This window comes from Rhizobium halophilum (genome assembly GCF_021648825.1).
Classification (GTDB): Bacteria; Pseudomonadota; Alphaproteobacteria; order Rhizobiales; family Rhizobiaceae; genus Neorhizobium; species Neorhizobium halophilum.
Genome location: NZ_JAKJHS010000001.1, coordinates 871,914 through 892,510, shown reverse-complemented (window position 1 = coordinate 892,510; position 20,597 = coordinate 871,914). Strand labels below are relative to the sequence as shown.

The window sequence follows — 20,597 nt, the reverse complement described above, 5'->3', positions numbered from 1 at the left end:
TTCGGCTTGTTTCAACTCAGATCGCAGGAATTCTGCATGACCTCACTCGATAGGGCTGACCGAGCTCTGCTTGAAGCCGTTCAGAAGAACAACCGACTGACATCGGAAGAGCTGGCGCAGATCGTCAATCTTTCACCGACCGCCTGCCAGCGGCGATTGAAGCGGCTGCGTGAGGAAGGCGTGATCGAGGCAGACGTATCGATTGTTTCGCCTAAGGCGGCCGGGCGTGGCATCACGATGATCGTTCTCGTCTCCCTTGAACGCGAACGGGCGGATATCGTCGACCGGTTCAAAGCCGCGATCCGGGCCACGAAGGAAGTGATGATCGGCTACTATGTGACCGGAGATGCAGACTTCATCCTGGTCATCACCGCTAAGGACATGGAGGACTATGAGGCCTTCACCCGCCGGTTCTTCTACGAGAACCATGACATCAAAGGGTTCAAAACCATGGTGGTGATGGATCGCGTTAAGGCCGGCTTCGCTTTTCCCATCGAAGACTGAAGCCTTCAGAATTCAGACCCATGACGATTCAGGTTCCGCTCAAATGCGAAGCCGTAATGGATCTGCAGGCAGGGCGCTCGAGACAACGGGCCTGCTCTATGGTCGGAGCGGGTCGGGCGATGGTGCGCTTCGGGTAGCAATCGCCGATATACGGATCTCCGGCCATTCTCCGTATGGTTCTTGATGCCATTTCCGTCATACTAACGCCGTCGCAAATTGTTTTCATGCACGGCGATAGCTTCGTCCAACTTGTCGTAATACGTGAGCATTCCGTCTTCCAGCACGACGCCCGTCTCGCAATAGTCGCGCAGGGTCGACGGGCTATGAGATACCATCACCACATCGGCATCCCTAAGTCGCTCCTTGAACGCCTTCTGAGACTTTCGCTTAAAGTTGGTATCGCCGACGGCGGTGATCTCGTCGACCAGATAGTAGTCGAATTTGACGCCCATGCTGACTCCGAATGCAAGCCTTGCCTTCATGCCTGATGAATAAGTCCGAACGGGTGCTCTGAAGAATTCGCCGAGTTCTGCAAATTCCGCCACGTACTCAACAAGTTCATCGGTATCCACGCCGTAAATCCTGGCAACGAAACGGACGTTCTGCTCCCCCGAAAGACTCCCTTGGAAGCTGCCGGCAAAGCCGAGCGGCCACGATACCTTGCCCTTGCGAATGACGCGCCCGCTGTCGAGGTCGAGCGTGCCAGCGATGATCTGCAGCAGGGTCGACTTCCCCGCCCCGTTGCGCCCCAGCAAGCCGATGCTCTTGCCGCGGGGGATCGTCATCGTCACGTCGTCGATGATCGTTTTTTTCACGCCCTTCATGCGGACGAGCTTAGTTGCATTTTCCAGCCGGATCATCGCGCTCTCAACGCTCCTTGGAACATCGTACGGATAATACCAAAAAACGGGAAAAAGGGCGTGCCACCGCATCCGTCGTTACTGGCATATCGTACCACTTTGCATTGGCAATAAGGGCCATGCGGAGCTCCATCATGATATGGGCGAGCGGATTCATCATGATGGCTTCCTGGTCCCGGTGAGGAGAACACGGCAGATAGACCACGTCCGAGACAAGGACAAGCTTCTGAAGCCGACCGTTCGGCGTTGTCGGCAACGCGCGTACGCGGGACATCGTAGTTGTAGCGACGCCTGACTATAGGTCCCTAACTCAGGACTTGCGAGGACGGTAGCTTAGCACAGTTCTCTTTCAATTCGCTCGTGTAACCTCCGAATTTCGCGGCTACGTCTTCAGGCTTGAGATCAGATCGCCAAAACGATCGCCTTGGACGGCAATATGGTTGCGAAGCAGGAATCTTGCCTGTTCGGCGTCACCGGCGGCGATCGCTTCCACGATGTCGCCGTGCTCGGAAAGTGACATCTTCATGCGGTTGCGCACCCTCAGTTGAAGTCGGCGGTAGGGGCGCAGGCGGCGGTGCAGGGCCAGGCACTGTTCCTCAAGAAAGCTGCTGTGGCTCGCCGAGTATATCGCGCGGTGGAAGATCTCGTTCTCATAGTAGTATTGGTCGGTATCATCGCTTGCGGCGGCATTCTGGCATTGCTCCAGCGCCGCGAGAATGGAGGCCATGTCGGCTTCATTATGGCGACGAGCAGCCAATGCGCCGGCCATGGCTTCGAGCTCCGCCATGACTTCAAACATCTCAAATACCCGCTCCGGGCCATGCTCTGCCACAACAGCACCACGTCGGGGCCGGATCTCAATCAAGCCGATAGCTCCGAGCTGCATCAAGGCTTCCCTGACGGGAGTTCGCGAAACCCCATAGCGGGTCGCAAGCTGAACCTCGTCCAGGCGCTCCCCAGGCTGAAAGTCGCCGGTCACGATACCATTCTCGATCTCGTCCCGCAGCGTTTTTGATGTCGCTGTCATGCGCCCCCTTCCTCGGTATGCAATGGCTGATCTCTTGTATACAAAATGGTTGACTTCGTGTGCAAGGTCATTTCAACTCTTGTCGATCCAACGGGAGGGTTGGAGCAACGGGAGGATAATCATGTTCAATCTAAAAAGTGCAGTGAAGCTGTCGACGGCCCTCGCACTCCTTGGTGCGCTTGCTACCGGCGCCATGGCGCAGACGGTACTTAAGGCCTCGCACCAGTTCCCTGGCGGCAAAGGGGATATCCGCGACGAGATGGTTCAGATGATTGCGCGCGACGTCGCTGCCGCCGACGTCGGCCTTGAAATCCAAGTATTTCCCGGATCGTCGCTCTACAAGCCGAACGACCAGTGGAACGCTGTGACCCGCGGTCTCCTCGACATGACGTCGTTTCCGCTGGACTACGCCTCGGGCCGCCACCCGGAGTTCTCCGCCACCTTGATGCCAGGGCTGGTCGGCAACTTCGATCGCGCCAAGCGTCTGAACGATTCCGAGTTCATGGCCGACATCAAGAAATCCATCGAGGATGCAGGTGCGATCGTGATCGCGGATGCATGGCTGTCGGGCGCTTTCGCGTCGAAACAGGGCTGCATCACATCCCCCGACAGCCTGAAGGGGCAGGTGATCCGCGCTGCGGGTCCGGCGTTCGAGGAGATGCTTGTTGCTGCTGGCGCGTCAATTTCGTCGATGCCCTCTTCCGAGATCTACACGGGAATGCAGACCGGGGTGCTCGATGCAGCCAACACATCGTCGGCAAGCTTCGTTTCTTACCGGCTCTTCGAGCACGCCAAGTGCCTGACGGCTCCTGGAGAGAATGCACTGTGGTTCATGTATGAGCCGGTGCTTTTCTCCAAGAAGGTCTTCGATCGTCTAACGCCAGAACAGCAGGAGGCGATCACGGCGGCCGGAGAGAAGGCTGAAGCTTTCTTCGATGAAGAAGTCCGCAAGGGCGATCAACTTATGGTCGATACCTACAAGAAGGCGGGCGTCGAAGTCGTGGAAATGTCGAAGGAAGACTATGATGCGTGGCTCGAGTTGGCCAAGCAGTCCTCCTACAAGAATTTCGCAGAGAAGGTTCCGGGCGGTGACAAGCTGATCGAGAAGGCTCTGGCCGTGGAATAGCGAGTGTGAGGCGCGCGCAAGCTGCGCGCCTCGTCGCACCACTCCTCAAGGAAGCAACCATGATCAAGGCTTACATCCGTTGGACAGGCAACCTGTCTCGCCTGTTCGCGATCCTGTCGACCATCCTCATCATCCTCGCGATGCTGGTCGTCTGCCAGATGATCCTGATGCGCTATGTTTTTCGCGTCGCCACCATATGGCAGACAGATTTCGTCGTCTTTTCCGCAACTGCGGCGATGTTCGTGGGAGCGCCTTACGTGCTTCTCAAGGGCGGCCACGTCGGGGTTGACGTCGTTGAACTGCTTTTAGCGGACAAGAGCCGGGCGCGGCTTCGCCTCGTTGGCGCCGTCCTTGGCTTGATCTTCTGCGTGATCATGCTGGCAGCGACCTGGGTCCAGTTTCATGAAGCCTGGGTCGGCGATTGGAAGCATTCCAGCGTCTGGGCGCCGCCTTTGTGGATCCCGCTGCTCGCGCTGCCGGTGGGGTTTGCCATGCTTTGTCTGCAGTACGTCGCCCAGATCCTCGTGCTCGCGATGCCAGGAATGCATGCGGTTGTTCATGATCCGCTCGCAGTCGTTCCGGCCATTTCGCGGGACGAACATTCCAGCAAGGTGAAGGAGTATCCGCGGTGAGCGTTACGGTTTCGGGACTTCTGATCATCTCCGCGCTGTTCCTACTGCTGGCGACCGGGATGCCGATCGCCTTCGCGCTCGGGCTTGCTGCTTTCGTCGCCCTTTTCCTGCAGGACGGAATGCAGATCTTCTACATTCTTGGCGACACCATGTTCTCGGGTATCGCCAATCTTGCCTATGTCTCGATTCCCATGTTTGTCCTGATGGGTGCAGCCGTTGCCTCATCTCCCGCAGGCTCAGACCTCTATACCTCGCTTGATCGGTGGCTGAACCGGGTCCCTGGGGGGCTGGTGCTGTCGAACATCGGCGCCTGTGCCGTCTTCTCCGGAATGACGGGATCGTCGCCGGCCACCTGTGCGGCGATCGGCAAGATGGGGATCCCGGAGATGCTGCGCCGAGGCTATCCAAATTCCGTCGCGACGGGTTCGATCGCCGCCGGTGGCACGCTCGGCATTCTCATTCCGCCGTCGGTCACGCTCATCGTTTACGGGATCGCCACGGAAACATCGATCGGCCGGCTGTTCATGGCCGGCGTCTTTCCGGGGATCTTGCTCACAGGCATGTTCATGACCTGGGCCATCATCGACTGCAAGCGAAAGGGCTACGAGTTCAGCGCGCGCTCCGTGCGCTACACGTTGAAGGAGCGCCTGTCCGGCCTGCCGCGGATCCTGCCCTTCCTGCTGATTATCGCAGGCACTCTTTATGTCCTCTACGGCGGGATCGCCACGCCGTCGGAAGCGGCGGGAGCCGGCGCGTTCCTGACCCTGATCGTGGTGATCATCGCCTACCGGCTGTTTCGCTTCAGCGCTGTCAGCGGCATTTTCGGCTCTGCCATGCGCGAGAGCGTCATGATCATGATGATCATGGCTGCGGCGGAATTGTTCGCCTTTGCGCTTTCCTCGCTGTTCGTCACCCAGACCGTTGCCGCCGCCATCGCGGACATGGACGTCAATCGCTGGGTTCTTATGGCGGTCATCAATGTGTTCCTGCTCGTCTGCGGGATGTTCCTGCCTCCTGTCGCGGTGATCGTGATGACGGCGCCGATGCTTTTTCCGATCATCACGCAGGCAGGCTTCGACCCCTATTGGTTCGCCATCATCTTGACCATCAACATGGAGGTCGGGCTGATCACGCCGCCCATCGGGCTCAATCTCTTTGTCATCAATGCGATTGCACCGACCGTGCCGACGAGAGACATTCTTTGGGGTTCGCTCCCGTACGTCCTCGTCATGTTCCTGGCGATCTTGATCCTGTGCATCTTTCCGGAAGTCGCCACCTGGCTGCCCGACCAGATGCTGGGAGTAGTCGAATGAACACGTCGTCCTTTCTAGCAGACATGCTGCAGACGATCAGCGAGCGCGGGCGGCGCTTTCTCGCCTTCAACCAGCGGGAGAGCCTGGATGACCCGATGGGGTCTGCGAGCGCGCTTTGCGAAACGCTGCTGTCGAGCCGCGGAGAAGCTTCAGGCATGGCGCTGGCAAAAAACATTCTCGACCGTTGGCGAAGTTTCGACGAGGCTGAGAAGCGTGAGTTCATGATCATGCTGCTCGACCGTTTCGGTCCGGATACGCAGCGGCTGGAGACAGCAATCGACGCCTATCGCGGACATCGGGATGCTTCGGCTCTCCTGGAACTGCACTTGGCAGCCGAACCAAGGCGGCAGGAGTTGATCCGCCGCTTCAACCTAGCCCCAAACGGGATCGAGACGCTGGTGCGGATGCGGGAGGTCCTGCTGAGGCTGACGAAAGAGCGGCCGGACCTCTCCGCGGTGGATTCCGATTTCTCCCATCTGTTCGGATCCTGGTTCAACAGAGGCTTCCTTGTGCTGCGCCCGATCAGTTGGTCGACGCCAGCCAATATCCTCGAGAAGATCATTCGATACGAAGCCGTGCACGACATCGGCGGCTGGGACGAACTGCGCCGCCGGCTCGAGCCTGAAGATCGTCGTTGCTTTGCCTTCTTCCATCCACAACTGGCGGACGACCCGCTGATTTTCGTCGAGGTGGCGCTCACGCGGGATATTCCTTCGCGCATCGATGACCTGTTGCGGGAAGATCGTACAGTCGTTCCCAAGGGCGAGGCGACAACCGCGGTCTTCTACTCCATCTCCAATTGCCAGGAAGGCTTGAGAGGTATTTCCTTCGGCAACTTTCTGATCAAGCAGGTAGTCGAGGATCTTCGCCGGGATTTGCCGAAGCTGGATCGGTTCGTCACGCTCTCGCCCGTTCCGGGCTTTGCCGCATGGCTGGCGCGCGAGCGCCGGGACGAGGCGTCGGAGGCCCTTTCTCCTGCGGCAAAGGCGATCTTGTCCGTGCTCGACGATGAGGACTGGGCAGAAGACGCCGAGAAGGCTTCGGCGGTGGAACCGGTGATGACGGCTGCTGCGGCCTGGTACTTCCTGAGGGCGCGCGATGCCGCCGGTCGCACCATCGATCCGGTGGCGCGGTTCCATCTTGGCAACGGGGCCCGGCTGGAGCGACTGAACATCTTGGGAGATCGTTCTCAGAGAGCGCTCAGGCAGGCACACGGGCTGATGGTCAACTACCTCTACAAGCTGGATGACATCGAGGCCAACCACGAGGCCTTCGCGGGCCGGCGGGAAGTGGTGACAACACAGCAGATCCGGCGCCTCGTGCCGGCCAACAAACCCAGCCTGAGCATCGGGTCGGGCCAAGGTTCCTCGTCGACCAGACAGGTCGCGATCAACGAGCATGCGAGTACGGAGCGCACCTCATGAACAACCACCTCTTCGACGCTATCCGCGCGGCCGCGAACAGGGGAGGCGTTTTCATCGAGACTATTGATGGCAAACGATGGACCTATGACCAGATGCTCACGCAGTCGGCAGCGCTCGCTGGCAGGCTCGTGGACCTGGGCGTTCAGCCGGGCGACAGGGTGGCCGTGCAGGTCGAGAAGAGCCCCGAAGCGCTGCTGCTGTATCTGGCTTGCGTGCGGGCCGGCGCAGTCTATCTGCCTCTCAATACAGCCTATACACTCGCCGAACTGGAGTATTTCATCGGCGACGCGGGGCCGAGGCTTGTCGTTTGCACTCCTGTGGCGCGGGGAGGATTGGCCCCTGTCGCTGCTGGACACGGAGCCCGTGTGGAGACGCTTGACGAGCAGGGCGGCGGAACGCTTCTGCAGGGGCTCAAACAGGGAAGCTCCTTCGAGGACGTCGGGCGCGGACCGGACGATCTTGCCGCAATCCTCTACACCTCGGGTACGACGGGCCGATCCAAAGGCGCCATGCTGACCCATGACAACCTGCTGTCCAACGCGCAAACGCTGCGGGAATACTGGCGCTTTTCCGAAAGCGACCAGTTGATCCACGCATTGCCGATCTTCCACACGCACGGGCTGTTCGTGGCTTCGAATGTCGTCCTGCTGTCCGGCGCTTCGATGTATTTCCTGCCCAAGTTCGACGCCGACCAGGCTCTGAACCTGATGCAGACGTCGACGGTGATGATGGGAGTACCGACGTTCTATGTCCGGCTTGTCCAGCATGACGGTCTGACGCGGGAGGCGGCCTCCAGGATGCGCCTTTTCATCTCGGGCTCAGCGCCTCTGCTGGCCGAGACACACAAGGCGTTTGCTGAGAAGTCCGGCCACCAGATCCTTGAGCGCTACGGGATGACTGAAACGAATATGAACACATCCAATCCCTACGAGGGAGAACGGATTGCGGGTACGGTGGGCTTTCCGCTGCCAGGGGTCTCATTGCGCGTCACCGATCCGGAAAGCGGTCAGCTCTTGCCTGACGGCGCGACTGGAATGATCGAGGTGAAAGGCCCCAACGTCTTCATTGGCTACTGGCGAATGCCGGAGAAGACCGAGGCCGAGTTCAGGCCAGACGGCTTTTTCATCACCGGAGACCTCGGGAAGATCGACGAGAAGGGCTATGTCCACATTGTCGGCCGCGGCAAAGACCTGATCATTTCAGGCGGCTACAACATTTATCCGAAGGAGGTCGAGGGAGAGATCGACCAGATCCCTGGCGTCATGGAGAGTGCTGTCATCGGCGTCCCGCATCCCGATTTCGGTGAAGGCGTCACAGCACTCGTAGTGAAGAAAAGTGGTGCAACTGTCGACGAAAGCGCGGTTATGGAGGGGCTGAGGGAGCGCTTGGCCCGCTACAAGCAGCCGAAGCACGTGATTTTCATCAAGGAGCTGCCGCGAAACACGATGGGCAAGGTGCAAAAGAACGTCCTGCGCGACCAGTACAGGCAGTTGTACCAGCCAGCCGCAGCCTCCGTTGGCCGGTCAAGTTGATGCCTCCCTTATTTCAAACTCCCCCACCTTGCCCCGACGGTAGGCTGTTGCCCGCTCATCGCAATTGAGCTTGGTCGGCGGAGGTGGCCTGTTGCAGGAGTCCGCCCTCTGTGACGGCCCTCCACCGCCCCCTTGGTCAGCGCCTGTCGCGCAGATGGCTTTCGACGCTGCGAAGATGGCGCCTCATGGCGTCGGCCGCAGCTGCGCCGTCGCGATCCGCGATCGCTTCGACGATCTGCTCGTGTTCGGCGAAGCTGTGATGGTCCATGGGAGGGCGCAGGGGCGTCTGGCGCAGCCGTCCCCACGTAACGGCGCGACGCACCGCGTTGAGAGTATCAAGGAGCCCCAGCAGCAGTGAGTTCTGGGAGGCCTCTCCGATGGTGCGGTGCAGGCGGTTGTCCCATTGCTCGTATTGCCGCCATGTCGGTGCCTGCTGTGCCTTGATCATGCAATTGCGGATTTCGGCAATCTGAGCGCCCGTCGCATTGAGGGCAGCGCAGCGTGCTACCTCCGGCTCGAATGCAATGCGTGCCCCCATGACCTCAAGCGGATTGGTGCGCTGGACCATGGCGTTGATGTCAGCGACCGTGTCGATAGGTCGGTCCCCGATGAAGGTACCCTTGCCAACATGTCGCCACACTGTGCCTTCCGCCTGCAAGGTTGCAAGCGCCTTGCGCAGTACGGCGCGGCCGACATCCAGCGATTGAGCCAGCTCCCGCTCCGGCGGGAGGCGCCCATCGTCCGGTAGCTCTGCGGTGGCAAGGAAGCCCTTGAGCTTTGCCAGCACATCCATTTCCAAGTTTTGATCCATCTTCGAAACCAATATATGAATTGGTTTATAAATAGCTGGCGTGTGTTGCAGTGTCAATACGCAGGTAAGTTCTTATTAGGGGGTTGTTAATGTCTGGTAACGCTCTGAAAAGTTGAGAAATTTGCATGAGAGCCGGTGGATTCCGCTTGCTTCTCGCCTTGATCAGTAACGGCATCGGCAAAGAAATTAGTTGACAGAAATCTATGTTAATAGATGATTGGTTCGCAATTGGGTTCTGGGGAGGGCCCAGTAAAGGGAGGAAAAAATGAAAATGCTTGCCAGAAAGATCCGGGCGTCGGCGTCTGCCGCTGCCGTCTGCTTTGCTGTCGCTGTGCCGGGCATCGCCTGGGCAGATCCCATGCGCGTTGCCTTCGGCGACATTGCGACGGTGGAATCGCTTCATCTTCTCGCAGCCTTCGAGCGAGCTAAGGAAAAAGGCGTCGATGTCCAGATCACCTATCTGAAGAGCGAGGATATCGCAGCCCAGGCGGTCGTCAGCGGTCAGGCCGATATTGGCGTGGGAGCGCCATACGCCCTGCTTCAGAAGGTGAAGGCGCCTATCCGCATCTTCATGCAGTTGAGCAAGCTGCAGTTCTATCCGGTGGTCAACACCGAATTCTATAAGGAGTGGAAGGATCTCGACGGTCAGGAGATTGCCGTCCATTCGCGCGGGTCCGGCACTGAAGCCATCATGCAACTGATGGCTGAAAAGAATGGCATCAATTATTCCAGCATCGCTTACGTTCCAGGGGCGGAAGTGCGCACCGGCGCATTGCTGCAGGGCAATGTAAAGGCGACGATCGTGGACTCGTCCGGAAAGCGCGTGCTGGAGGACAAGGCGCCCGGCAAGTTCGCGTTCCTGCCGCTCGGCGAGGTCGCCGCAACGGATGAGGCGCTCTTCGCGAACACGGACTATCTTGCCGCCAATATCGAGGACGTGCAGATCCTGATCGAGGCGATCCTGACAACATGGCGGGAAGTCGCCGCGGATCCGAAGTCGGTCGCGGCCCTCAAGGAAAAGTACAATCTTCTTCCCGACGCTACACCCGAAATGGTCGCCGATATCGAGCCGTACTTCACGGAGGCCGCGCCGAACATGCCCCTCAATGGAGGGGGCGAAGATGCTGCGCGCGATGACTTCGATTTCTACACGATCTCGGGGGCACTTGAAGGAGAGGCGAAGGACCTGAAGGTTGAAGACTTCTGGGACCTCACGGCGCTCAACAATGTGCTCTCGAAGGTCGGTACGAAGTAAGATGCAGATGTCAATTTCGCCAGCAAAAATCGACAACGGAATCGGAGCCTCACAAGAGGCTCCATCCACCACCGCCGAGATGATCCGGACATTCGCCGACGAGCGGCGTTCGTTCTGGATTGTCGTATCGCTCGCTGTTCTCTTCATTACCTGGGAGATTGCGGGGCGTGTCCCCATCAGCTTTGCGTTCCCAACCTTTCTCGAAACCGTTTCCGCCTTCGGCGAGATGGTAGCGGACGGAAGCATGCATAGGGCCTACTTCCTAACACTGCAGCCGCTGGTCCTGGGGATTGTGGTCTCCGCGATCGTCGGAATCGGCCTTGGTGTCGCCATGGGGCTTTCGGACAAGGCGGAGTGGCTGCTGGCTCCTGTGTTCATCGTCCTCCAGGCAGCCCCGATGGCCGCGCTCGTTCCGCTCGTGACCTTCGTCTACGGCATCGGCCTGACGGCAAAGACGCTAGCGGTCATCATGCTGGCCCTGCCGGTCATCGTGCTGAACTCCTACAAGGCCGTGCGGCACGTCAATCCTTCTCTGGTGGACATGTGCCGCTCCTTCCAGGGCTCGCGGATGCAGCAGATCTTCAAGATCATCATTCCGGATGCGTCTCCGGTCCTGTTTGCCGGCCTCCGCCTTGGTATCGCCGCCGGTTTCATAGGCGTCATGCTGGCAGAGCTGCTGATCACGCCCACCGGTATCGGCGACCTCATCACCTATCACCGTTCGGTTGCGAACTACGCGCACATGTATGCGGCAGTTGCCTCGATCATTGCTGTCTCGACATTGACGCTTGCGGGCTTGCAATACGTCGAAACGCACCTGCTACGTCCCGAAAAGAGGAGAAAGTAACATGGCCAATCCTGCTTTGGCACGCAGCGGCAGCGTGACGTCCGCAGCCAGCAATGATGCGGTCGTTCAAGTCCGCGAAATCTGCAAGAACTACGGAGACGTTGAAGCGCTCCGTGGCATCAACCTCGAATTCGAGCGCGGCAAGCTCACTACTCTTCTTGGCCCTTCTGGCTGCGGGAAGACAACACTGCTCAAGATCATCGCAGGCCTTGTTCCTGCTACCTCGGGGGAAATTTGCGTGAACGGTCACGCCGTGACGGGGCCGGGGCCGGAGCGAGCCTTCGTCTTTCAGGATTTTGCTTTGATGCCCTGGGCGACGGTGCTGCGCAATGTTGGTTTTGGGTTGGAACTGAAGCGGGTGCCGGCCGCGGAGCGAGACCGCACCGCCCGACGTTACATCGAGCAGGTGGGGCTGGCAGGCTTCGAGCAAAAGTATCCACACGAACTCTCCGGCGGCATGCGCCAGCGCGTCGGGATTGCACGAGCCTTCGCAGTGAATGCCGACGTGCTTCTGCTGGACGAGCCGTTCTCCGCTGTCGACGAGCAGAACCGCCGCAAGTTCCAGGAGGATCTGCTGCGATTGGTCGAGCTCGAGAAGAAGACGTTCATCTTCGTGACCCACTCCATCGAAGAGGCCGTTTATGTCTCGGACAGGATCGTTCTCCTGTCTCCTCGGCCGGGCCGCGTCTCCCAGGTCATCGATCCAATGATCGACCGCAGCGCTTCCCCGGACGATATTCGCCGTGATGCCGGTTACCTCGACGTGGTTGAGGAGATCTGGCAGGGGCTGCGGCAATATGCGGAGTGATACGCCATGACCCTATTCGGCACTCGCGTTCCCATGATGGCGTCTCTGCTGTTCTGGTTGCTCGTATGGGAGATCGTCGGGCGGCTTGACGTCATGTTCCTCATCCCACCGTTCACTTCCATTGTCAGCGCGGGCTTCGAACTCGTCCAAACCGGCTCCTGGCAAAGCGCATCGATGATTACGCTGCGCTCTTTCCTGTACGGCATGACCCTTGCCATCACCGTTGGCGTGCCGCTTGGGGTGCTCATGGGACGCTTCAAGGTCATCGACAACATCTTTGGCCTGTGGGTGAACATGTTCGTCAGCGCTCCGCTGTCGGCGCTGGTGCCCATCCTCATGATCCTGTTCGGCATGGGCGAGACGACCGTCGTCGTCACCGTCTTCCTGTTCGCAGTCTGGATCATCGTTCTGGATGCCCGAGCCGGTGTTATGCAGGTTCCGACATCACTCATCGAGATGGGGCGCAGCTATGGCGCCTCCCGATGGACCATCTTCACCAAGATCATCCTTCTCTCGGCGCTGCCGGAAATACTGGCCGGCATCCGGATCGGGCTCATCCGCGGGGTCAAGGGAGTGGTTATCGGCCAGATCCTGGTCTCCATCATCGGTTATGGAGAGCTTTTCGAACTCTACTCAAGAAGCTTCGACATGGAGCGGTTCTGGGCTCTCACCATGCTTCTCTTCGCGGCGGCCATGCTGCTCTCCGCCGGAGTCGAACACTTCGAAAAACGCATCGAATATTACGCAGGAGCGCGATAATGAACGAAATGCCTCAACTCAAGAACTATGTCATCAAGCCGGCGCCGGTGCCGACGCTGGCGGTCGCCGGAAGCGACGCGCTCTTTCCCATCCACCGCATTTACTGCGTCGGCCGCAACTTCGCCGACCATGCCATCGAGATGGGCCATGATCCCAACAAGGAGCCGCCCTTCTTTTTCCAGAAGAACCCGGACACCATCGTTCCGCTCGGTGAAGATTTTCCCTATCCAACGGAAACCAAGGACGTTCATCACGAAGTTGAACTGGTCGTGGCGCTCAGCAAGGGCGGCATCAACATCCCGCTCGAGAGCGCCCTCGACCACGTCTATGGCTATGCTGTTGGCCTCGATATGACACGCCGCGACCTGCAGGGGGAGGCCAAGAAACTCGGACGTCCTTGGGAAACCGGCAAGGCATTTGAAGCGTCGGCACCCTGCGGGCCGCTGCATCCCGTCAGCGAAGTCGGGCATCCGACGGAAGGGGAAGTCTGGCTGAAGGTGAATGGCGAGACGCGCCAGAGCGGCGACCTCAATCAGATGATCTGGAAGGTGCCGGAGATGATCTCCTACCTGTCGCGCCTGTTCGAGCTGAAGGCAGGCGATCTGATCTTTGCAGGAACTCCGGCGGGCGTCGGCGCCGTCGTCAAGGGCGACGAAATGGTCGGATACGTGGCCGGCGTGGGCGAGATTCGTTTCCGGGTCAGCTGACCGGCGCACGGGCGCTATTACATCCAAGGGACAGGGTGCGCTCTGCGCGCCCTGTCCCTTGAAAGAGCCTTTCGGGCACCTCCATCACCCCATTTTCTGGACTCGCTATGCCTGCATCGATCATGCTGCTGACTTCGTTTGCCCTCGTTCTTGGTCTGGTGGGATGCGTTTCCGGCTTTTTGGCCGGGCTCCTGGGGGTCGGCGGCGGGATCGTTGTGGTGCCGGTTCTCTACCACGTGCTTGCGGCGTTCGACGTCGATGTCGGTTTGCGGGCACACATAGCCGTGGCAACATCCCTTGCAACGATCATTCCAACATCGATACAGTCGATCCGCACCCACAAGGCAAAGGGGGCGGTCGATACGGAACTTCTGAAGCTGTGGGGGCCATTTGTGGCCCTCGGCGTTATCCTGGGCGTTGTTGTTGCCGCCTATGCGTCAGGGTCCTTGCTGACTAGCGTATTCGGTATCGTTGCCGCGCTAGTGGCGCTCTACATGCTGTTCACCCGTGAAGGCTGGCACCCGGTCACGGGGCTACCCCGACGGCCGGGACAAGCGGGTATGGCGACAGCCATAGGAACCATCTCCACGCTCATGGGGATAGGCGGCGGAACGTTGACGGTTCCTACACTGAGTGTCTTCAGCTACCCCGTCAGACGGGCGATCGGCACTGCATCGGTGATCGGATTGATCATCGCGGTTCCCGGGACCGTCGGCTACGTCGTTAATGGCTGGGGTAAGACTGGGCTGCCGGTTTTCTCACTCGGTTACGTGAACCTGGGAGGTTTGGTTGCCATTGTCGCCACTAGCATGTGGTTTGCACCCTTGGGTGCCCGCACCGCCCACTCCATCGAGCCACACACTCTTCGCATCCTCTTCGGCATTTTCCTGACCATCACATCGGCCAAAATGCTGTTCGACAGCTACCGGATGCTGTTCTAGCGGTGCCAGCCTGCGTAACCAGATGTCGGTCGCGATGAGACGCCAGGACGGCGCAGCATGAAGCACCCGCTTACCCGATTGTTTGCTGGCCTCGATAGGAAGCCATTAGTGGGTCGACGCTGAAGCATGGGCAGATGGGGCGCCTTTAATCGCACCTAATGCTGGAGCTGATGTTTACCTAACGTTACTTGAGGTATGTGCGCAAGCTCGCCCTATCATTCATTCCGCTCAAACATCAGCGCATCAGGATTTTTCATAAGTCCCTTCACGCACGGCGATTGACATGTTTCGTCCGATGTCTTCAAATCCTGTTGTCAGACATCTTACACGGAGAGGGCGGTCTGGCACTCATAGGAGGAGAGAATGAAGGCTTTCATGATCAAGTTTGCAATCGGTGCAGCAGCGCTAGCTGCGGCAACGGTCGCACATGCCGGGGCCACGCTGGACCGCGTGATGGAGAGAGGCGCGATGGTCGTTGCGACCAACAGTGGATGGCCTCCACAAAGTTTCCTCGACGATAGTAACCAACTGACCGGTTTTGACGTCGATGTGGCCAAGGAAATCGCTAAACGGCTAGGAGTTGAGGTGTCGTTCGAGACGCCGGACTGGGCGACGCTCACCGGAGGGCGCTGGCAGGGACGGTATGATCTTGGCGTTGGTTCGGTTACGCCGACGAAGGCTCGTGCCCAGGTCATCGATTTTGCCGGCGTCTACTATTACAGCCCCTATGTCTATGTCGTTCACAAGGACAGTGACGCCAAGTCGGTCGAGGACCTCAACGGGAAGGTGATCGGAGTCGAAACAGCTACGACCTCGGAAGATTTTATCCGGCGCCAGCTGGAGATCGACGCTCCTGGACTTCCCCCCATCGAGTACAAGCTGGAGCCGGGCGACATCCGCACCTTCGCGGACTCCATGCTCCCCTTTGACGATCTGCGGCTGGGCGCCGGCGTTCGTCTGGACGCCGTTATCGCGCCGGAACAGACGGCAGAGAATGCCATTAAGAATGGCTATCCTCTCCGAATTTTGGAAGGTGACTACGCCTTCCGCGAGCCGCTCGTGGTGATCGCAGAAAAAGGCGACGACGAGTGGACCGCCAAGATCGGCGAGATCATCGACCAGATGAAGGGCGACGGCACTTTGTCGGCTTTGACGACAAAATGGTACGGGAAGGATTTCAGCGCCGACTGACCATCTTTTCGGGTGCGGGAGCATCATCCCGCACCTCCTTCGGGGAGGCGTTTTCATGGACTATCCGGACACCTACTATTCACGAACCATTACAGGCACGGCGACACGAGCCGCTGTCACCGGGACTATCGAATGCGACACCGTCATCGTCGGCGGCGGGCTCGCAGGATTGACCACGGCGCTACAACTCGCGCGAGGGGGCCAGTCGGTCGTGGTTTTCGAAGCCCATAGCATCGGTTTTGGCGCCTCGGGGCGCAACGGCGGATTTGTCAGTCCTGGTTATGCAACGGGCGGTGACGAGATTGCCCGCATGGCCGGTTTGGAGACTGCGCGGCACCTGCATTTGATGTCCATCGAAGGCGTCGATTTCGTGCGCGATACGATCGCGGAGCTCAACCTCGCGGATGCTGATCCAAAACCCGGGATCATCAGTGTTCTGCGATACGACGACGGCGAAAGCTTGAAGCGTCACGCGCAGAGCATGGCTCAGACCTACGACTACCCGCTCGAGTATCTTGACACGGCGACAGTGCGGGGCGTGTTACGCTCCAAGCGCTATTTCCAGGCACTGCGCGACGAACGCAGTTTTCACATCCACCCCCTGAACTATCTGCGCGGGCTGGCGCTGGAGATCGAGCGGCTTGGCGGACGGATATTCGAGCAGTCCCCGGTCACCAGACTCGACCTTGATCAAACCCGTAAGACCGTGCGCACATCCTCAGGCGAAGTGCGTGCGAAGGATGTGGTGCTTGCCAGTGGCGGCTACACTGGGAAACTGGACCGCCGGCTCAGCCGCGCCTTCTTGCCCATCGCAACCTACGTGATGATCAGCGAGGAGGCGCCGGATCTGATTGGAACGGCGATCGCGACCGGCGCTGGCGTCGGAGACAATCGCCGTGCGGGAGACTACTACCGCCTGGTTGACGGCGGGCGCCGTCTCCTCTGGGGCGGCAGGATCACCACGCGTGCTGCGTCTGCGTCCGGCGTGGCCGCAGAGCTGCGCCGCGAGATGCTGACAACCTATCCGCAATTGGCGGGGCTGAAGACAGAGCTCGCCTGGTCAGGACTGATGTCCTACGCCCGCCATCTCATGCCACAGATTGGGCAGCTTCAGCCTCACGTCTGGCATTGCACGGCGTTCGGAGGGCACGGCCTCAACACAACAGCAATCGGCGGCAAGGTGGTGGCGGAAGGCATCCTCGGACATACCGAGCGCTACAAGCTCTTTCAGCCTTTCCGCCTGGCTTGGGCGGGAGGCGTCGCGGGTCTTGCGGTGGCGCAACTGACTTACTGGAAACTGCAGGCACAGGACTGGTGGCGCGAGCGCGCTGCCTAGGCTGGAAAGTTCGATGATCGCTAAACTGATACTTGCGCATCCAGACGCATCGCGGCGTCTCGGTGCATTCTTGGCACTCCTTCTTGTCACTGCTGCACTCTATCTCCTTGGGGTAAGCCCCGACTGGATCGGGTATGTTTTGCCCGGAAGCGTCGATTGGCTGACACAGCACCCCTCATACGGGCGGATCCTGTCAGCCTTCCTGATTGCGATGATCCTGGCGGCCAACTGGAAAGCCCTGCAGACGCTGAGCCGCTTCCAGCAGATCGTTGCCGTGTGGGTGGAGCTTTTCGCCCTGTTGATGCTTTTCTTCTACTCGTTCGATCTGTCGTTCGCGTTTATCGCCAAGAAGATCGGCTTTCTCATCACTCAAGGCGTGACGACCACCCTTTACATCTCCGCGATCTCCATCGTCATCGCTACGGTGATTGCACTGATCGGAGCGATTGCAAAGCTTTCCCGCAACGGCGTCGTCTATGGATTGGCCACCTTCTACACGTCGCTTTTCCGCGGCCTGCCACTGCTGATGCAGATCTACATCATCTACCTAGGCCTGCCCCAGGTGGGCTATGTGATAGGCGCCGTCCCCGCCGGTATTCTGGCGCTTTCGCTCTGCTACGGTGCCTATATGACCGAGATTTTCCGTGCAGGCATCGAGAGTATCTCCCGGGGCCAACGAGAGGGGGCAACCGCGCTCGGTCTGAGCCCGAGCCAGACCATGGTGCTCGTGATCCTTCCACAGGCTATGCGCGTTATCATTCCTCCGACCGGGAACCAGTTCATTGCAATGCTGAAGGACTCGTCGCTCGTGTCTGTCGTCGGCGTGTGGGAGATCATGTACCTGGCTCGTACGCAAGGGCAGACGGAGTTCCGGCACATCGAAATGCTGATCACGGCGTCAATGATCTACTGGGCACTGTCGATCTGCCTGGAGTACATCCAGGCCAGGGTCGAAGAACGCTTTGGTCGCTTCAATGTCCGTTGACGGCGTGCCTATCGTTGACTCTCGCGATGCGGCCGCGTCGAACGTTCGGGCCAGTATGCTCGTGCTGGCTGCGTTCGCGGTCTTCTCGGGAACCGACGCCATCGTCAAGCTGCTGGCGATAGAACTGCCCGTGGCCGAGGTTACCTTCCTTGTCACCGCGGTCGCCTTCCTTCTCTTGGTTCTGGGCATGGTGGTCCGAGGCACGGTCAAGCGGTTGGTGCCGCGACAGCCGCGACTAGCGCTTCTTCGTGCGCTGCTTTTGGCGGGCGATACTTTGCTCATCCACTACGCATTCGCAATGTTGCCAATGTCGGAAGCCTATCTCCTCGCCTTCTTGACGCCTGTCATCGTTGCAGTGCTGTCGGCCGTTCTTCTGCAGGAGCGGCTATCGGCCGTGGGATGGCTTGGCGTGCTCCTGGGTTTTGCCGGCGTAGCCGTTGCCCTCCGCCCCGATGTCGGCTCCCTCAACCTCGGGCATGCGGCGGCTGTGGGTTCTGCCTTGCTGTTTGCCTTGTCGCTGATCCTCCTGCGCTGCACCAAGGCGCAGGAGAGTGACGAGGCTCTTGTAGCCACCCTGCTGCTGGTGCTCATGCCGTTGTCACTTTCTGCAGCTTACTTGAGCGGTGGACTGATCGAGCCGACGCCTTTTCATCTTCTCCTCGTTTGCGTTGGCGGACTGGCGCTGCTGGCGGGCCATGCCCTGCTTGTGCGGGCCTTCAGGATTGGCGAGGCCTCCGTCGTCGCCCCCTTCCAGTACAGCCAGATCATCTGGGGATGCATCTACGGGCTGCTGCTGTTTGCAGCGCCGATTGAAATCTACACGCTGGTTGGAGCAGGCATCATCATCCTGTCGGGCTGGCTGGTCTTGCGAAAATCAGCGGAGGAAACCTTTGCCCACTGACATCGACGCCCCGGAAATCCTCATGCGCAATGTCCACAAGTGGTACGGCATCTATCATGCTTTGAATGATATCAGTCTTGCCGTCGCGCCGCGGGAGCGTGTTGTCATCTGTGGCCCGTCGGGATCCGGAAAGTCCACACTTATCCGCTGCGTTAATCGGCTGGAGGCACACCAGGGCGGAGAGATCATCGTCGGTGGCATTGAGCTGGACGGCGACGAGCGAAAGGCCGAGGCAGTCCGTCGTGACGTCGGTATGGTCTTCCAGCAATTCAACCTCTTCCCGCATCTGACGATCCTGGAGAACTGCACCCTTGCGCCCATGTGGGTGAAGAAGATGCCCCGCAAAGAGGCGAACGAGATCGCGATGCACTTTCTGGAGCGAGTGCGCATCCCCGAGCAGGCCAACAAATACCCAGGCCAACTGTCAGGAGGGCAACAGCAGCGCGTCGCAATTGCCCGGGCGCTGTGCATGAGCCCCCGGGTCATGCTGTTCGATGAACCGACCTCTGCGCTGGACCCGGAAATGGTAAAGGAAGTGCTGGACACAATGGTCGAGCTTGCTCGCGAAGGCATGACGATGATTTGCGTGACGCACGAAATGGGCTTTGCACGGCAGGTGGCCGACCGAGTGATCTTCATGGATCAGGGTCGCATCGTGGAAGAAGCGCACCCGCAGGAGTTCTTCGCACATCCGAAGTCCGAGCGGGCGAGCCTGTTCCTCAGCCAACTACTACACTAGGCGCTGCCGTGGTGACACTCAGCCACGTTGCGAGATTTGGCGCAGTTCATGGGGTCCCAGATGAGACCGCCGCCCTTCTGCACTCAACCGATCGTGCGCGGCAGCGGGCTACTTCCTGGCGAGGCTGAATGTGAAATGAGTTCCGCGATGATAGTCCAACGCGTAATTCACGGCAACGCCGGCTGCGTTGAAGCAAGTTTCCGCGATCAGCAGAGCAGGCCCGAAACCTTCAAGATCATGGCGTCCTATAACGTCGCTCGGTAACATTACCGCCGAGACATTCGCCGCCGACATTCTCGGCCGGTTCTTGTACTTCTCCAGGAGATTGAGAAGCGAGCCGCTCCAGTCGACGTCGTAGAGCTTGGTCGGGATGATCGTTCGCGGCACATAGTCAATACTGTAAATGATGGGCTCCGAGCCCTGCATGCGAAGCCGCTCGACACGGATCACCCGTGCCTGTTCATCGAGCTTCAGCTTTTCCCGGAGTAGATCACTCGCGACCTCCTCCGAGATGGAAAGAACCTTGGTCGCTGGCTTATAACCGAAGTGCCGCGTCATTTCGGTGACGCTCTCGAACACGGTGATCGGCCGATCCACCTGAACGGCCGACATCGCCGAGACGAAACGCCCCCGGCCATGTTCGACGTAGATGATGTCGTCCTGTTCCAGGAGCTTGAAGGCTTCCCGCAGGACCGGACGAGAAATCTTAAATCGCTGTGTCAACTGCGCTTCCGTCGGAAGCTTGTCGCCGGGGCGCAATCCTTCTTCTCGGACAAGGTCCGCAAGTCGGTCCCTCAACTGGACAACCAGAGAGCGGGAATCTCTTAAGGGCTCTTCCAAGGCGTTCCTCGTCTGTGCAACCAGCCAATGTTCTTGTCCGACAACGTGGGGCAGGTCAA

At 59.3% G+C, this 20,597-nt stretch carries 22 protein-coding genes; 17 read left to right on the top strand and 5 right to left on the bottom strand.

The genetic code is table 11. The features are described 5' to 3' along the window. Window positions 1-36: 36 nt before the first annotated feature. The gene (locus LXM96_RS04470) at window positions 37-504 is read left to right on the top strand and encodes an Lrp/AsnC family transcriptional regulator (protein ID WP_239997134.1); all 468 of its coding nucleotides are present in this window, start codon (window positions 37-39) and stop codon (window positions 502-504) included. A gap of 200 nt (window positions 505-704) precedes the next feature. Here the strand turns inward: LXM96_RS04470 and LXM96_RS04465 are convergent, their stop codons facing one another. The 3 genes from LXM96_RS04465 to LXM96_RS04455 form a co-directional block, all read right to left on the bottom strand. Beyond that, window positions 705-1,364 (bottom strand): ABC transporter ATP-binding protein, encoded by a 660-nt coding sequence (locus tag LXM96_RS04465; RefSeq protein ID WP_239997133.1) that lies wholly within the window; start codon window positions 1,362-1,364, stop codon window positions 705-707. A gap of 7 nt (window positions 1,365-1,371) precedes the next feature. Then, a complete protein-coding gene (locus LXM96_RS04460; RefSeq protein ID WP_239997132.1) occupies window positions 1,372-1,524 on the bottom strand; it encodes a hypothetical protein in 153 nt (50 codons plus the stop codon). Between the two features lie 222 nt (window positions 1,525-1,746). Then, on the bottom strand, window positions 1,747-2,391 hold the full coding sequence (locus LXM96_RS04455; protein WP_239997131.1) for a GntR family transcriptional regulator: 645 nt from the start codon (window positions 2,389-2,391) through the stop codon (window positions 1,747-1,749). 193 nt (window positions 2,392-2,584) lie between these two features. On the opposite strand from LXM96_RS04455, the gene LXM96_RS04450 reads away from it, so the two are divergent. The 5 genes from LXM96_RS04450 to LXM96_RS04430 are packed head-to-tail and all read left to right on the top strand — an operon-like array spanning window position 2,585 to window position 8,418. Next, the gene (locus LXM96_RS04450) at window positions 2,585-3,517 is read left to right on the top strand and encodes a TRAP transporter substrate-binding protein (RefSeq protein ID WP_394801887.1); all 933 of its coding nucleotides are present in this window, start codon (window positions 2,585-2,587) and stop codon (window positions 3,515-3,517) included. 59 nt (window positions 3,518-3,576) lie between these two features. Next, window positions 3,577-4,149, top strand: coding sequence for a TRAP transporter small permease subunit (locus tag LXM96_RS04445; protein WP_239997129.1), 573 nt, complete (start codon window positions 3,577-3,579; stop codon window positions 4,147-4,149). Beyond that, complete coding sequence (locus tag LXM96_RS04440) at window positions 4,146-5,462, top strand: TRAP transporter large permease (protein WP_239997128.1); 1,317 nt, start codon at window positions 4,146-4,148, stop codon at window positions 5,460-5,462. The genes LXM96_RS04445 and LXM96_RS04440 overlap by 4 nt, the downstream gene beginning before the upstream one ends. Continuing rightward, on the top strand, window positions 5,459-6,886 hold the full coding sequence (locus tag LXM96_RS04435; RefSeq protein WP_239997127.1) for a malonyl-CoA decarboxylase: 1,428 nt from the start codon (window positions 5,459-5,461) through the stop codon (window positions 6,884-6,886). The genes LXM96_RS04440 and LXM96_RS04435 overlap by 4 nt, the downstream gene beginning before the upstream one ends. Next, window positions 6,883-8,418, top strand: coding sequence for a malonate--CoA ligase (locus tag LXM96_RS04430; RefSeq protein ID WP_239997126.1), 1,536 nt, complete (start codon window positions 6,883-6,885; stop codon window positions 8,416-8,418). Before LXM96_RS04435 ends, LXM96_RS04430 begins: the two co-directional genes overlap by 4 nt. A gap of 136 nt (window positions 8,419-8,554) precedes the next feature. Here LXM96_RS04430 and LXM96_RS04425 read toward each other — a convergent pair whose 3' ends face one another. Further along, on the bottom strand, window positions 8,555-9,229 hold the full coding sequence (locus tag LXM96_RS04425) for a FadR/GntR family transcriptional regulator (RefSeq protein ID WP_239997125.1): 675 nt from the start codon (window positions 9,227-9,229) through the stop codon (window positions 8,555-8,557). A gap of 265 nt (window positions 9,230-9,494) precedes the next feature. Between LXM96_RS04425 and LXM96_RS04420 the strand changes: the two genes are divergently transcribed. The 11 genes from LXM96_RS04420 (at window position 9,495) to LXM96_RS04370 (ending at window position 19,698) form a co-directional block, all read left to right on the top strand. Further along, on the top strand, window positions 9,495-10,484 hold the full coding sequence (locus LXM96_RS04420; RefSeq protein WP_239997124.1) for an ABC transporter substrate-binding protein: 990 nt from the start codon (window positions 9,495-9,497) through the stop codon (window positions 10,482-10,484). A gap of 79 nt (window positions 10,485-10,563) precedes the next feature. Then, on the top strand, window positions 10,564-11,331 hold the full coding sequence (locus tag LXM96_RS04415) for an ABC transporter permease (RefSeq protein ID WP_394801886.1): 768 nt from the start codon (window positions 10,564-10,566) through the stop codon (window positions 11,329-11,331). A 1-nt stretch (window position 11,332) separates the two neighbouring features. Beyond that, on the top strand, window positions 11,333-12,139 hold the full coding sequence (locus LXM96_RS04410; protein WP_239997123.1) for an ABC transporter ATP-binding protein: 807 nt from the start codon (window positions 11,333-11,335) through the stop codon (window positions 12,137-12,139). A gap of 6 nt (window positions 12,140-12,145) precedes the next feature. Then, window positions 12,146-12,898, top strand: a complete 753-nt coding sequence (locus tag LXM96_RS04405) for an ABC transporter permease (RefSeq protein ID WP_239997122.1) — start codon at window positions 12,146-12,148, stop codon at window positions 12,896-12,898. Further along, window positions 12,898-13,605 (top strand): fumarylacetoacetate hydrolase family protein, encoded by a 708-nt coding sequence (locus tag LXM96_RS04400; protein ID WP_239997121.1) that lies wholly within the window; start codon window positions 12,898-12,900, stop codon window positions 13,603-13,605. Before LXM96_RS04405 ends, LXM96_RS04400 begins: the two co-directional genes overlap by 1 nt. Before the next feature lie 107 nt (window positions 13,606-13,712). Continuing rightward, the gene (locus LXM96_RS04395) at window positions 13,713-14,546 is read left to right on the top strand and encodes a sulfite exporter TauE/SafE family protein (RefSeq protein WP_239997120.1); all 834 of its coding nucleotides are present in this window, start codon (window positions 13,713-13,715) and stop codon (window positions 14,544-14,546) included. 363 nt (window positions 14,547-14,909) lie between these two features. Further along, window positions 14,910-15,737, top strand: a complete 828-nt coding sequence (locus tag LXM96_RS04390) for a transporter substrate-binding domain-containing protein (RefSeq protein WP_239997119.1) — start codon at window positions 14,910-14,912, stop codon at window positions 15,735-15,737. Window positions 15,738-15,792: 55 nt separating this feature from the next. After that, window positions 15,793-17,073, top strand: a complete 1,281-nt coding sequence (locus tag LXM96_RS04385) for an NAD(P)/FAD-dependent oxidoreductase (protein WP_239997118.1) — start codon at window positions 15,793-15,795, stop codon at window positions 17,071-17,073. Window positions 17,074-17,086: 13 nt separating this feature from the next. Beyond that, window positions 17,087-18,058: an amino acid ABC transporter permease gene (locus LXM96_RS04380; RefSeq protein ID WP_239997117.1), complete on the top strand. Its 972-nt coding sequence runs from the start codon at window positions 17,087-17,089 to the stop codon at window positions 18,056-18,058. Then, window positions 18,048-18,959 carry a DMT family transporter gene (locus tag LXM96_RS04375; protein ID WP_239997116.1) on the top strand — a complete coding sequence of 304 codons (912 nt, stop codon included), beginning with the start codon at window positions 18,048-18,050 and terminating at the stop codon, window positions 18,957-18,959. Before LXM96_RS04380 ends, LXM96_RS04375 begins: the two co-directional genes overlap by 11 nt. Before the next feature lie 22 nt (window positions 18,960-18,981). Then, the gene (locus LXM96_RS04370) at window positions 18,982-19,698 is read left to right on the top strand and encodes an amino acid ABC transporter ATP-binding protein (RefSeq protein WP_239997211.1); all 717 of its coding nucleotides are present in this window, start codon (window positions 18,982-18,984) and stop codon (window positions 19,696-19,698) included. A 108-nt stretch (window positions 19,699-19,806) separates the two neighbouring features. On the opposite strand, the gene LXM96_RS04365 is transcribed toward LXM96_RS04370, so the two are convergent. Then, window positions 19,807-20,538, bottom strand: a complete 732-nt coding sequence (locus LXM96_RS04365) for a GntR family transcriptional regulator (protein WP_317208190.1) — start codon at window positions 20,536-20,538, stop codon at window positions 19,807-19,809. Window positions 20,539-20,597 lie beyond the last annotated feature (59 nt).